At 69.3% G+C, this 12,828-nt stretch carries 14 protein-coding genes; 8 read left to right on the plus strand and 6 right to left on the minus strand.

From position 1 onward, the window contains the following. Window positions 1-39 precede the first annotated feature (39 nt). The 5 genes from ABT313_RS41090 to aqpZ all read left to right on the plus strand — a co-directional run bounded on the left by ABT313_RS41090 (window position 40) and on the right by aqpZ (window position 4,352). Window positions 40-303 (plus strand): WhiB family transcriptional regulator, encoded by a 264-nt coding sequence (locus tag ABT313_RS41090; RefSeq protein ID WP_350865906.1) that lies wholly within the window; start codon window positions 40-42, stop codon window positions 301-303. Window positions 304-368: 65 nt separating this feature from the next. After that, window positions 369-542 (plus strand): CsbD family protein, encoded by a 174-nt coding sequence (locus ABT313_RS41095; RefSeq protein ID WP_350865908.1) that lies wholly within the window; start codon window positions 369-371, stop codon window positions 540-542. A gap of 133 nt (window positions 543-675) precedes the next feature. Next, window positions 676-1,782: a lactonase family protein gene (locus tag ABT313_RS41100; protein WP_350865910.1), complete on the plus strand. Its 1,107-nt coding sequence runs from the start codon at window positions 676-678 to the stop codon at window positions 1,780-1,782. An 86-nt stretch (window positions 1,783-1,868) separates the two neighbouring features. After that, window positions 1,869-3,521 (plus strand): DUF4091 domain-containing protein, encoded by a 1,653-nt coding sequence (locus ABT313_RS41105; protein ID WP_350865912.1) that lies wholly within the window; start codon window positions 1,869-1,871, stop codon window positions 3,519-3,521. 72 nt (window positions 3,522-3,593) lie between these two features. Beyond that, complete coding sequence (aqpZ, locus tag ABT313_RS41110; RefSeq protein WP_350865914.1) at window positions 3,594-4,352, plus strand: aquaporin Z; 759 nt, start codon at window positions 3,594-3,596, stop codon at window positions 4,350-4,352. A gap of 60 nt (window positions 4,353-4,412) precedes the next feature. Here aqpZ and ABT313_RS41115 read toward each other — a convergent pair whose 3' ends face one another. Then, window positions 4,413-4,988 (minus strand): OmpA family protein, encoded by a 576-nt coding sequence (locus tag ABT313_RS41115; protein ID WP_350865916.1) that lies wholly within the window; start codon window positions 4,986-4,988, stop codon window positions 4,413-4,415. Window positions 4,989-5,181: 193 nt separating this feature from the next. Here ABT313_RS41115 and ABT313_RS41120 point away from each other — a divergent pair, with 193 nt between their 5' ends. Then, the gene (locus tag ABT313_RS41120) at window positions 5,182-6,234 is read left to right on the plus strand and encodes a Gfo/Idh/MocA family protein (RefSeq protein ID WP_350865917.1); all 1,053 of its coding nucleotides are present in this window, start codon (window positions 5,182-5,184) and stop codon (window positions 6,232-6,234) included. A 5-nt stretch (window positions 6,235-6,239) separates the two neighbouring features. On the opposite strand, the gene ABT313_RS41125 is transcribed toward ABT313_RS41120, so the two are convergent. The 3 genes from ABT313_RS41125 to ABT313_RS41135 are packed head-to-tail and all read right to left on the minus strand — an operon-like array spanning window position 6,240 to window position 9,026. Continuing rightward, window positions 6,240-7,271: a lysylphosphatidylglycerol synthase transmembrane domain-containing protein gene (locus tag ABT313_RS41125; protein ID WP_350865919.1), complete on the minus strand. Its 1,032-nt coding sequence runs from the start codon at window positions 7,269-7,271 to the stop codon at window positions 6,240-6,242. 21 nt (window positions 7,272-7,292) lie between these two features. Further along, the gene (gene ppk2 / locus ABT313_RS41130) at window positions 7,293-8,096 is read right to left on the minus strand and encodes a polyphosphate kinase 2 (RefSeq protein WP_350865921.1); all 804 of its coding nucleotides are present in this window, start codon (window positions 8,094-8,096) and stop codon (window positions 7,293-7,295) included. A gap of 21 nt (window positions 8,097-8,117) precedes the next feature. Then, on the minus strand, window positions 8,118-9,026 hold the full coding sequence (locus ABT313_RS41135) for an NADP-dependent oxidoreductase (protein WP_350865923.1): 909 nt from the start codon (window positions 9,024-9,026) through the stop codon (window positions 8,118-8,120). An 88-nt stretch (window positions 9,027-9,114) separates the two neighbouring features. On the opposite strand from ABT313_RS41135, the gene ABT313_RS41140 reads away from it, so the two are divergent. After that, window positions 9,115-9,714 (plus strand): HD domain-containing protein, encoded by a 600-nt coding sequence (locus ABT313_RS41140; protein WP_350865924.1) that lies wholly within the window; start codon window positions 9,115-9,117, stop codon window positions 9,712-9,714. Here the strand turns inward: ABT313_RS41140 and ABT313_RS41145 are convergent. Further along, window positions 9,711-10,313 (minus strand): rhomboid family intramembrane serine protease, encoded by a 603-nt coding sequence (locus ABT313_RS41145; protein WP_350865926.1) that lies wholly within the window; start codon window positions 10,311-10,313, stop codon window positions 9,711-9,713. The two genes, ABT313_RS41140 and ABT313_RS41145, sit on opposite strands and share 4 nt — an antisense overlap. 118 nt (window positions 10,314-10,431) lie before the next feature. Between ABT313_RS41145 and ABT313_RS41150 the strand changes: the two genes are divergently transcribed. Beyond that, entirely contained in the window at window positions 10,432-11,799 is a 1,368-nt protein-coding gene (locus ABT313_RS41150) for a serine/threonine-protein kinase (RefSeq protein WP_350865928.1), read from the plus strand. Between the two features lie 7 nt (window positions 11,800-11,806). On the opposite strand, the gene ABT313_RS41155 is transcribed toward ABT313_RS41150, so the two are convergent. Then, a complete protein-coding gene (locus ABT313_RS41155; RefSeq protein ID WP_350865930.1) occupies window positions 11,807-12,790 on the minus strand; it encodes a quinone oxidoreductase family protein in 984 nt (327 codons plus the stop codon). Window positions 12,791-12,828 lie beyond the last annotated feature (38 nt).

A 12,828-nucleotide genomic window follows, 5' to 3' on the forward strand; every position in this document is an offset into this window, starting at 1 on the left:
TTGTCCTACTGAGGAACGACGTCGACCGAGGAGGTCGAGATGGAGTCCACCGACCGCTGGCAGCACCGAGGCGCGTGCGCTGCGGAGGATCCCGAGCTGTTCTTCCCACTGGGCACGAGCGGACCCGCTTTGCGGCAGACCGAGAACGCGAAGCAGGTCTGCCGCCGCTGCGAAGTAGCCGACGTCTGTCTCGACTGGGCGCTGCGCTCCGGCCAGGACGCCGGCATCTGGGGCGGCCTCGACGAACTCGAACGCCGCGCGCTGCGACGCAACCAGTTGCGCGCGCAGAACCTTCGCGAGTAGGCGTTTCGCAGAGACGACCGGGTGGCACCGGGAGGCGACGATCACTGGAACGGAAGGAGTGCTCGATGAGTGCCGGTGACAAGATCAAGAACGCCGCCGAGGCTGCCAAGGGCAAGGCCAAGGAGAAGACCGGAGACGCGACCGACGATCGCGACCTGCAGGCCGAGGGCCAGGCGGAGAAGACCAAGGCCGATCTGAAGCAGGCCGGCGAGAAGGTCAAGGACGCCTTCAAGGACTGACGGCAGCTTACATTTCACGAACGAAATGGGTCGATAACGGCATCCTTACCGTGCTCGGAAATTCCTCTCGGGGATCGCGGAAAGCCCTACTGTCAAAGGCGTTCTGTTGATTTCCTGCGTGAGAGGAATTTCCATGCCCATTCATTCCGCCCGGTTGCTGGCACCTGCCTTCGCGGCCGTCGCCGTGGCCTCACTACTGGCAACCGCGCCCGCGAACGCCGCGGTGAGCGGACGGTCCGGCGGCGACAGCGTCGTCGGCCATGTGTACGAGACGACGAACGCGGCCGCCGGCAACGCCGTCCAGGTCTTCGACCGGCTGCGTGACGGCAGTCTGCGGGCCGGCGCCGTCGTACCGACCGGCGGTCACGGACTCGGTTCGTCGCTTGCCTCGCAGTACGGACTGGTGCGAGACGGCAACTTGTTGTTCGCGGTGAACGGCGGGGACGACACGGTGTCGACACTCGCCATCACCGACCGAGGTCTGGTCCGTCGGGACGTCGCGCCCAGCGGTGGCGACCTGCCGGTCAGCGTCACCGTCCGCCACGGAGTCGTGTACGTCCTGAACCAGAACAGCGAAACCATCAGCGGTCTGCGGGTCAGCCACGACGGGCACCTGCAGCCGTTGCCGCACTCGACCAGGTCGCTCAGCAAGTCCGGCGCGACCCCGACGGCAGCTGCTCAGGTCTCGTTCAGTCCTGACGGCCGGAGCCTGGTCGTCACCCACAAGGGCGACCAGACGATCGACACGTTCGCCGTCCGGAACGGGTACGCCGGTACGGCGACACCGCACCATTCCGCCGGCGTCACGCCGTACGGGTTCGACTTCGATCGGCGTGGTGACGCGATCGTCTCCGAGGCCGGCCCGTCAGCGGTCTCGTCGTACTCCGTGCACGGCAACCGGGTCCGGACGATCAGCGCTTCGGTGAGTGACGGGCAGGCGGCGGCATGCTGGCTGGTCGTCACCCGCGACGAGGCCTTCACGATCAACGCAGCGAGCGCGTCGATCTCGTCGTACCGGATCAGCGCCGACGGACGGCTGAAGCTGATCGCGGCCGTCGCGGCTCCGACGAGTGCCGGGGGATCGGACGCAGCCCTCAGCCCCGACGGCAAGTTCCTGTACGTGCGGCTGTCCAACGGCTCCGTCGCCTCGTACGCCGTCCACCACGACGGCACGCTGACGAAGCAGCAGGACGTCGCCGGTGCCGCCACCGCAGGTACTGCGGGCCTCGCCGCTGACTGATTGCCGGCGGACCTCCGGCAGCATTGTGCATTGATGCGCGGATCTGCATCATAGAGTCCACAATTGCGCACAGGAGGGTGGTAGGCGTGGCTGGAGCCTGGGAGTTCGTGGTTTGCGATGCGCTCGTGAAGGTGCACCCGGTGCGGGACCCGCGTCCGGTGTCGGCCGAGACGTGGTTCCAGGCGTTCCTCGGCGAGCGGGCGTCGTTCCAGCTGGCCTACCGTCCTCCGCTCGTGCCGACGTTCCGCGACCCGAGCCCGCTCCAGGTCCGGGTCGAAGGTGCAGCGGCCGACCTGGTCGCAGTGTCGTGCGTCGAACTCGTGCCGGGCTCGTTCGTGGCCCTGCCGGGGCATGACGACGGGTACGAGTTCGACGAACCCGGCCTGTATCCGGACCTGCTGCGGCCGGTGACCAACGGCGAGGCTCCGGTCCGGTTCGGCAGCTGGGCCGCGCTCTGGTTCGACGTGACCACGAGCGATCCGGCGCGAGCCGGCGTCCACGACCTCACCGTCGTGATGACCTCGTCCGACGGCACCGAGCTGCATCGGGCATCGGTCACCGTCGAGCTCACCGCGATCGAGTTGCCGCCGCTCGACATCGTGTCGAGCCACTGGATGCATCTCGACTCGCTCGCGGACCACTACGGTCTCGAGGTGTTCAGCGAAGAGCATTGGAACGTCGTCGAGCGGTTCATGGCATCCGCGGCGGAGATGGGCGCGACCTCGCTGCTCGCGCCGGTGTGGACGCCGCCGCTCGACACCGCGATCGGCTCGTACCGCACCGTCGTACAGCTGATCGAGATCACGAAGACCGCCGACGGCTACGAGTTCGGCTTCGACCGGTTGCGGCGCTGGCTCGAGTTGTGTCGGCGGACCGGGATCACCGGCGTCGAGGTGGCACATCTCTTCACCCAGTGGGGAGCGAAGGCGACGCCGGGCATCATCGTGAACCAGAAGCGCGCTTTCGGGTGGGACGTTCCCGCGACCGACCCGCAGTACCGCAAGCTGATGGAGGCGTTGCTGCCGGCGCTGCAGGCCGTGCTCGACGAGGAATGGGATCGCGACCACGTCGTCTTCCACGTCTCCGACGAGCCGTCGGGCGAGGACGGGCTCGCGACGTACCTCGCCGCGAAAGCCGTCGTCGCCGATCTGCTGAAGGGCTGGACTGTCGTCGACGCCCTGAGCGAGCACTCCTTCTACACCTCCGGCGCCGTTGCCGTCCCTGTTGTTGCGACCAACCACGTGGAGCCGTTCCTCGCCGAGCGACCGGAGCGCCTGTGGGTCTACTACTGCGTCTCACAGGATCGCGACGTCGCCAACCGGTTCGTCGGGATGCCCTCGGCGCGCAACCGTGCGCTCGGGCATCAGCTGTTCGCGTCCGGGGTCGACGGCTTCCTGCACTGGGGATTCAACTTCTGGTACACCTGGCACGCGATCCGGCGGGTGAACCCGTTCGAGGACACATCGGCCGGCGGTGCGTTCCCGTCCGGTGACGCCTTCGCGGTCTACCCGGGCACGGACGGTACGCCGTGGCCGTCGATCCGCCATCGCGTCTTCGCCCAGGCGATGTGGGACCACCGCGCGCTGCAGGCGGTCCGCGCGGCCCACGGCGGTACGGCGGCGCTGGACGTCATCGACCCCGATCGGAGCCTGCGCTTCGACCGTCCAGTGCTCGACGCGCAGCACTACTACGAGTCCCGCCGACGGATGACCGTTGCATTGTCGAATGCCGCGGGTTAACCAAATGTGACGAGTTGATGCCTTACTGTGACAGCAAGGCATCAATTCAACGGGGGTCACAAGGAGGCAGTCGTGGAATCACCCAGTCCTGCTGCTCGGATCGGTGCGGAATTTCTCGGGACATTCTGGCTGGTGTTCGGCGGCTGCGGTGCCGCCGTCCTGGCCGGTGTCGTGCTCAACCCGGACAAGGTTCCGGTCGGGATCGGCTATCTCGGCGTGGCGCTGGCCTTCGGCCTGACCGTGCTGACCATGGCGTACGCCGTCGGCCATGTCTCCGGCGGTCATTTCAACCCCGCCGTCACGATCGGTCTCGCGGTCGCCAAGCGGATCGAGTGGAGGTGGGTGCCGTCGTACATCGTCACCCAGATTGGCGCCGCCAGCGCGGCCGGCGCCATTCTGCTGGCTGTTGCCAGCGGCAAGGATGGTTTCAGTGCGAAGGTGAGCGGATTCGCGACCAACGGGTACGGCGACCGTTCTCCGGGTGGTTACTCGCTGCTGGCCTGCGCGATCGTCGAGGTCGTCCTGACGGCCTTCTTCCTGTACGTCATCCTGGGGGCGACCGACGACCGGGCGCCGAAGGGATTCGCCCCGATCGCGATCGGCCTCTCGCTCACGCTGATCCACCTGGTCAGCATCCCGGTCACCAACACGTCGGTGAACCCGGCCCGGTCGCTCGGCGTCGCCTGGTTCGCGGGCAGTAGCGCCCTCGGCCAGGTCTGGCTGTTCATCGTCGCCCCGATCGTCGGCGGAGCCATCGCCGGCATCAGCTACGCCGGCATCACCGCAGCCCGCGGCCCCAAGATCGACGAAGGCGTCGCCAACAACCCCTAACCCACCGACCACCTGCTCCGCGCCTCGATGCAGCCGCGGAGCAGGTGGGACGCTGTGTCTTCAGGTCACGTCCGGGCAGAGGCCTGGGCGGCCGACGGTTATCTCGACGCGGCGGTTGAGGGCGCGGCCGTCTGCGGTGAGGTTCGAGCGCATCGGCCTGGTCGGGCCGAGGGTCTGGACGGTGATGACGAACTGGCCGCGCGGCCGGGATGCGGCAGGCAGGCGTGCGACCTGGCGCTTCATCTCGTCGGCGAGCGCCTTGGTGACGGCTTCCGCCCGCCGCTGCCCGAGAGCGCCGAAACGAGCCGGCTCGCCGAGCTCGTCCTCGTGCCCGACGATCGTGACGTCGAGGCAGTCGAGGTTGCCCATCGATCCGTCCCGGAGCAGATCCTTGGCGAGTTGGACGATCGCCCGCCGGTGCGCGGCGGTCAGGCTCGCCCCGCCGTACGCGAACCGGGTCAGCAGCCGGGCGCCGGCCGGCGGCGGGACCGGATCGAAGAAGTCGGCCTCGTCCTCGAACTCGTGGTCGGCACCCCAGGACCGGCCGTGCACCACCCGGATCCGCAGCAGCGGCGGCGGTACTTCGTACTCGAACTCGTACTCCGCTTCGTACTCGAGGTCGTGTGCCCTGACCATCGCCGGACCCCTCTCCGCCGCCCCGCACCTGGCCTCACCGTAGGGCGGGTGCCGCGACCGGGGGAGCCGCCTACCGGGGCGACACTCGATCGGGGTAGCGAGAACATGCGGCTCGCCCAGGGGTTGGCAAGCGCTTGCCGGATTGGCATAGGGTGAGTGGAGCTGAAGTGCTGCCGAGTATCGAGGAGTACGGGTGACTTCCACGCAAGCTGTCAGGTTCGCCGCCGTTGGGCTCGACCACGCGCACATCTTCGGGCAGATCGCGGGCCTGATCGCGGCCGGCGCCGAGTTCGCCGGGATGGCGACCGACGATCCGTCCGTGGCGATCGCGGCCCGCGTCCGCGAGCGCTACCCGGACGTTCCGGTGGCCGAGAGCCCGGAGGAGCTGGTCGGCCGGGACGGGATCGACCTGATCGTGACCGCCGCCGTACCGGATCGGCGCGGGCCGATCGCCGTCGCCGCGTTGCTGGCCGGCAAGGACGTCGTCACCGACAAGCCCGGCTGCGTGAGTCTGGAGCAGTTGGAGGAGATCGAGAAGGCGGTCGGCCAGAGCGGGCGGTTCTGGTCGGTGACGTTCTCGGAGCGGTTCGAGGTGCCGAGCGTGATCAAGGCCGGCGAGCTGGTCCGCGAGGGCAAGATCGGCACCGTCGTACAGACCATCGGCATCGGCCCGCACCGCATCGGCGACCGCGGCCACCTCGGCGGCGGCGCCGGCCGCCCGGACTGGTTCTACGACAAGACCCGGTACGGCGGCATCCTGACCGACATCGCCTCGCACCAGATCGACCAGTTCCTCTGGTTCACCGGCGCACGGACGGCCGAGGTCGTCGCGAGCACGGTCGGGAACTTCGCCAACGCCGACGAGCCCGGCCTCCAGGACTTCGGCGAGATCCTGCTCCGCAGCGAGAACGCCCAGGGCTACATCCGGGTCGATTGGTACACCCCGGCCGGCCTGTCGACCTGGGGTGACGGCCGGCTGATGATCCTCGGCACCGACGGCTACATCGAGCTCCGCAAGTACGTCGACATCGCCGGCCGCGACGGCGGCGACCACCTGTTCCTGGTCAACCAGGAGGGCACGAACTACATCGACTGCTCGACGGTCGGGACGACGTACTACGCCGACCTGATCCGCGACGTCCAGGACCGCACCACGACGGCCGCCCCGCAGGAACACACCTTCGAAACCATGCGCCTGGCCCTCAAGGCCCAGCAGCAGGCAACCCTCCGAGGCGCCGCGAAGTAGCGCGGCTAGGCCTGTTTCGCCGGGGTCAGGGCGCCCTGGGCCCGGAGGCTCAGGTAGCAGAGGCCGGCCAGCGGGACCGGGGCCCAGAACTGGAGGAGGCGCCAGGACAGGACGGCGAGGAGGGCGGCCTGGCCGTCGACGCCGAAGCCGATGAGAGACGAGACCGCGATGCCCTCGACGACGCCGATGCCGCCGGGGGTGAGCGGTACGACGGCGGCGAGGTTCGCGGCGCAGTACGCGAGCAGGACCACGATCGGATGGACCCGCTCGCCGTAGGCCGCGAGGAAGGTCCAGAGCACGGCGGCGTCGAGGAGCCAGTTCAGCGTCGCCCAGATCAGGAACGCCTTGCGTACTTCGGGATCGGCGACCACGTCGCGCAGACGGCGGGCGACGGTTGAGATCCACGGCCTGACCCGCTGGGGGAGTCGTCCGAGGATCGCTCGCAGCAACCGGGCCGCGAGGTGTTCGATGCTGGAGCGCCCGCGATCGGCGAGGAAGGCGCAGACCAGCACGCCCAGTCCGATCAGGAACCCGACCAGGTACGCCGTGGATGCCTCGCGCAGGAACACCGCGGGGATCGACGTCAGCCACGCGAGCAGCACCAGTGCCAGCGGGGAACCGATCGCCTCGGCTGTGACCGTGGCGGTTACGTTCGTCGGCTGTGCCCCGCCCATCACGAGCAGCCGGAAACGCAGCGCGGTCGCGGTGGCGGCGCCGCCGGGTACGACGTGGCTGACGCCGTACCCGGTGAGATCGGAGCGCAGGATCCACGAGAACGGCAGGTGGTCTTTGCCGAGCAGGGCCCGGCTGAAGAGCGAGTAGCAGACCAGACTGCTCGCTTCGAGCGCTACCGCGAGGATCAGCCAGGCGAGGTTGAGCTCCGACACGCGGTGCAGCGACTCCCGTGCGAGGGCGAGCTTCGGGAGTACGACGTACTCGACGACGGCGAACAAGATGACCAGCGAGACGGCGGTCCACAACCGGCGGTACCAGGCCGGTCTGGTCCGGGTCGGGGTCGGTTTGTCCTTCGACGGCACGGGTCCAGTGTGCCGGTGCCGTCAGCGGCGCAGTTCGGCGGCGTGGTCGGGGACCTGGGCCTGCATGTCGCGGGGCGGGCGTTCGTACCCCTTGGACGGCGGCCTCGGCGGCAGGTCGAGCGGCAGCCTCTGGACCTCGTGGTACTGGATGGTCGAGAGCAGGTGGGCGATCATGTTGATCCGCGCAGACCGCTTGTCCTCGCTCTCCACCACGTGCCACGGCGCCTCGGGGATGTCGGTGTGGACGAACATCTCGTCCTTGGCGCGCGAGTAGTCCTCCCAGCGGGTGATCGACTCCAGGTCCATCGGCGACAGCTTCCAGCGTCGCATCGGGTCCTCGAGACGGCTGCGGAACCGGTTCTCCTGCTCGCTGTCGCTGACCGAGAACCAGTACTTGCGCAGCACGATGCCGTCCTCGACCAGCAACCGCTCGAAGATCGGGCACTGATGCAGGAACCGGGCGTACTCCTGATTCGTGCAGAACCCCATCACCCGCTCGACGCCGGCGCGGTTGTACCAGCTGCGGTCGAACAGCGCGATCTCACCGGCGGCCGGCAGGTGTTCGACGTACCGCTGGAAGTACCACTCGGTCCGCTGCCGCTCGGTCGGCGCGGGCAGCGCGACGATCCGCGCGACGCGGGGATTCAGGTACTCCGTGACCCGCTTGATCGTGCTGCCTTTGCCGGCCGCGTCGCGCCCTTCGAAGATCACCACGACGCGAGCGCCCTCGACCCGGACCCACTCCTGCAGCTTGACCAGCTCGGCCTGGAGCCGCAGCAGCTCCCGCTCGTAGATCTTCTTCGGCAACCGCCCGTCTTTCGTCATCTCAGCACGATCCCACTGCAGTCACAGCCCGGTCGAGGTGAGGATCGTCCGGCCGCGCTCGGTGAAGGCGGCGGGCGCCTCGGACAACGGGCGGACGGTCGTGACGAGCGGGACCAGGCGGCCCTCGCGGACGCGGTTGACGAGTCGGGTCAGCTGTCCGCGGTCGGGTTCCACGACGAAGAAGACGGCCCGGCCGCCGGTGGGGTGCATCGCGGGCGGATCCGGGATCGTGATCAGGGTCCCGCCGGCGCGGACCAGCTCGGTGGAGCGGTCGCGGATCTCGCCGCCGATCACGTCGAAGACCACGTCGACCTGGCCGGCGTCCTCGAGGCGCTCGCTGCCGAGGTCGAGGAACTCATGCACGCCCAGCTCGGCGGCCGCGGCGCGGTCGGCGGCCCGGCCGGTGCCGATGATGTGTGCCCCGGTCTCACGAGCGAGCTGCGCGACGACGGATCCGACGGCGCCGGCGACTCCGTGGACGAGGACGGACTGGCCCGGCTGCAGATGTGCGTGGTCGTACAGTCCCTGCCAAGCGGTCAGCCCGGAGATCGGCAGCGCGGCTGCTGCGACGTGGTCGACCTCGGTGGGCAGCGGGGCGAGGTTGCGCGCCTCGACGGCGACGTACTCGGCGAGAGTCCCGTTGCGGGTCCAGTCGGCCAGCCCGAAGACCCGCTGGCCGACCGTCAGCCCGGTGGTGCCGTAGCCGAGCTCGGCGACCACACCCGACAGTTCGTGGCCGGGGACGGTCGGCGTGCGGTCGCGTCCGGCGCGGTCGGTCCACGTCCCCGGCCAGTCCAGCTCGCCGCGGGTGAAGCCGGCCGCGTGCACCTGCACGATGACGTCGTTCTCGGCGGCGTGCGGGTACGCCAGCTCGGTCAGCGACAACCCGTCGACGCCGGCTGCTCGATCCGTGGCTGTGATGGCACGCATGACGGTCCTTTCGGGTGTGAACGGTGGCCCACGTTCATGATGTCGGATTGGACCAGCGATCGGAGTCTTTCCGCCATACCGTCGAAGCATGATCAGTACGAAGGACCTGGTGATTCCGGCCACGGCTGCCTCGGCGGCGGCGTTGGAAGTTGCCTCCGGCTACCTGTCGGCCGCGATGCTGAGCCACTCGCGCCGCGTCTACCTGTGGGCGGCCGCGTACGGCGAGCAGCACGGCATCGAGCACGACGCCGAACTGTTGTTCGCGGCATCGATGTTCCACGACATCGCGCTGGTGCCGGTGTTCGACAGCCACACCGTCTCGTTCGAGGAGGCCGGCGGTCACGTCGCCCGGGTCTTCGCCGCCGGCGCCGGCTGGCCGAGCGAGCGCCGCGAACGCCTCGGCGAGGTGATCGTCCGGCACATGGTGCCCGACGTGGACGTGACCGCCGATCCCGAAGGCCATCTGATCTCGCGGGCGGCGGCGCTCGACATCGTGGGCAAAGACGCCGACGACTTCAGTCCCGCCTTCCGCGCCGACGTACTGCGGGAGTTCCCGAGGCTCGGGCTTTCCGCAGAGTTCCTCGCCTGCTTCCAGGCCCAGGCCGACCGGAAGGTCGACAGCTCCGCTGCCCGCGCGGTCCGCTCCGGCCTCGCCGACCGCGTCGCCGCAAACCCACTCGACGACTAATCCCCGGAGGACTGAGAGGTGGGGAGAAGGAAGTAGGCGAGGAGCATGCCGAGGAGGCAGGGGAGGCCGTGGTTGTCGTGGAGGGCGGTGCTGACGATGGCGAGGGCGGGGATGATGAACGCGGTGATGCGCAGCTGGAGCGGGGGAGTGAAGCCGTAGCGCCGCGATGACAGCAGGATGAAGGTGGACAGGCCTCCGGCGAGGCCGGCGACGCACATGGAGTTGCCGGCGCCGACCGGGTTGAGCCACAGGTAGCTCATCAGCTGGCCGAACCAGCCGCAGACGAAGTACAGGATCGCCCACCGCCACCGGCCGAACGCGCGTTCGGCGATGGTGCCGAAGATTGCCAGCAGGATCAGGTTCGAGACCAGGCCCGGCGCCCAGCCGTCCTGGAAGAACATGGCCGTGACCAAGCGGTACCACTGGCCGTTGTCGATGTGCGCGGCGTCGCGGACGACGGCGTCGTACAGCGGGCGGTGTGCCAGTTGGGCGATTCCGCAGGCGAGGGTGACCAGGAACACCGCGCCGGTCAGCAAGGGCAGACGTGGACCGAAAGTGGGGGGAGCGATCGGGCTACTGGCCGTGGTGTCAGTGGTCACAGCAAGAACCTAGCGACTCGACAGGGCCGGGCTTGGCCCGTTTGTCATGATGAACTGGGTCATTTGTCACGACGAGGCGCACGGGTTGCCGGGTGTGGCCGTGGGTACGGGTGTGAGGGTGTTTGTAGCAAAGCGGTACAGATTGGGTTCCTCTCTCGGCCGGGGCGGCATGGGGGAGGTCTTTCGCGGTACGGACGAGCAGCTCGGGCGCGAGGTCGCGGTCAAGCTGCTGCTGCGGTCCGACCGCGATCCACGCGCGGCCGAGCGGTTCCACCGCGAGGCCCGCGCCGCCGCGCGCCTGAACGACGGCCATGTGGTGGCCGTGTACGACTTCGGCCAGCACGACGACGGGTTCTTCCTGGTCATGGAGCTGGTCGAGGGCGGGTCGGTCGCCGACGAGCTCGCCGAGCACGGGCCGCTGTCCAAGGACCGCGCGATCGAGATCGTCGAGCAGAGCGCCGCCGGTCTGGCCGCGGCGCACCGGGAGGACGTCGTCCATCGGGACGTGAAGCCGAGCAACCTGCTGATCTCGACCGACGGGACGATCAAGGTCGCCGACTTCGGCATCGCCCACCTGCCGGGCGAGGGCGCGAGCACGCTGACGGGGACCGGCCAGATCATCGGCAGCGCGCAGTACCTCGCTCCCGAGCGGGCCCAGGGCGGACAGGCGGGCAAACCGGCCGATGTGTACGCGCTTGGTTGTGTGCTCTACCAACTGGTGACCGGCCGGCCTCCGTTCACCGGAGAACATCCGACGGCGATCCTGTACCAGCACGTCGACGCCGATCCGGCTCCGCCGAGTCTTGAGCGGCCCGAGCTCGCCGGCGCGTTCGAGCAGGTCCTGCTCCAGATGCTCGCGAAGGACCCGGCCGACCGCCCGACCGCCGCCGAGATCGAGGCGGGCGCGTTGAGCGCCACCACGCCGGTCGCCGCGACCACGCCCATGCCCGTCACAGCTCCCGGCACGGCCCCGGTCCCGGTCGCCGAGCCTGTTGTTGCCCGACCGGCGACATCGCAGGCGCAACGCGATCGGCGGATGACGTTGATCGCCGGCGCGATCGCTCTGCTGGCCACGGCGGGCGCCGTACTGGCCCTGGTCCTGCTCAACGACAACGGGGTGAAACCCCCGACGACCGACGTCGGTCCGCAGCCGGGCGCGACCAGCGGTACGCCGACGTCGCAGCCGACCACGCCGTCGTCCACGACTGCTCCGACCCAGTCCGAACCGACCCAGCCGACCCAGTCGACGCCGTCCCAGACCACCTCGCCGTCACCGACCCCCACGCCGAGCGCGACTCCGACCAACACCCCCTCAACCAGCCCGACGCCGTCCAACACACCGCCGTCGAGCAGCCCGACTCCCACGCCCACCCGCAGTACGCCGTCGAACTCACCGTCGCCCACGCCGTCCAGCACGCCTTCGAGCACGCCCCCGACGAACACGCCGACCCCGACCGCCCAGGGCAACCCGCTCGCCCCGAACTAGGGCTGAGCTAGAGGCGTACGACGTACTTGCCGGCGCCTCGCCCCTCGGCCAGGGCCTGTTGCGCGTCTGCCGCGGACGCGAGGCCGTCGATCGTGGTGAAGTCGAGGGTGAGCTGTCCCCCGGCGACAAGCTCGAGTACTTCGCTCAAGGCGGCACCGATGAGCTCGGGAGCGTTCACGGACATGGCGCTCATGCTGAAGCCGCCGATCGACGCGTTGCCCGCGAAGAGCCGTCCGGGCTGTGGCAAGGCGTCGATCGGCGCTCCGCCCGCGTTGCCGAACAACACGACCCGACCTCCCGCGGCGAGCATGTCGAGGTCGGCGTCCACCTGCTCGGTCCCCTGTGAATCGAGGATCACGTCGACACCGCGGCCGCCCGTCACCTCGCGGACGCGGTCGGTCAGATCAGCTCCGCGAGTGAGTACGACGTCGTACCCGCTCTTCTCGGCGGCGGCCACGCGGGCCGGGCTGCCGACGACTCCGACGAGCGTCTTCGCGCCGCCACGCCGCGCCCAGGCGGCAACCGCCTGCCCGACCCCGCCCGCGGCCGACTGCATCAGCAGAGTCTCGCCTGCGCGCAGCCGCCCGGATTGCTGCACCAGCAGCGCCGCGGTGGTAAAGGTGCCCGGGGCAACAGCCGCCTGCTCGAACGACACACCATCAGGGATCGGCACCACCAGCTCGGCACGAACCCGGACCACCTCCGCCAGCCCACCCGACCGCGTGAACGCGGCAACCGGCGTACCCACAGGCGGTCCCACGACCCCAGCGCCGAGCTCTCTCACCGTCCCGGCCGCCTCCAGCCCCGGAACAAACGGCCAACCGCTCGCGTACGCCGGATCCCCCCGCCGCGCCATCACATCGATGAAGTTGATCCCGGCCGCCTGCACGTCGATCGTCACCTCACCCGGTCCCGGCCCCGGCACCTCAACCTCCACGACGCGGGTAGCGCTGGTATCAGGAGCCGGCTGCTCGAAGCTCAGGGCGCGCATACTGAGATCCTCTCGGTGTTCGTCAATTATCGAACACC

The organism is Kribbella sp. NPDC000426, from assembly GCF_040300265.1.
Taxonomy (GTDB): Bacteria; Actinomycetota; Actinomycetes; order Propionibacteriales; family Kribbellaceae; genus Kribbella.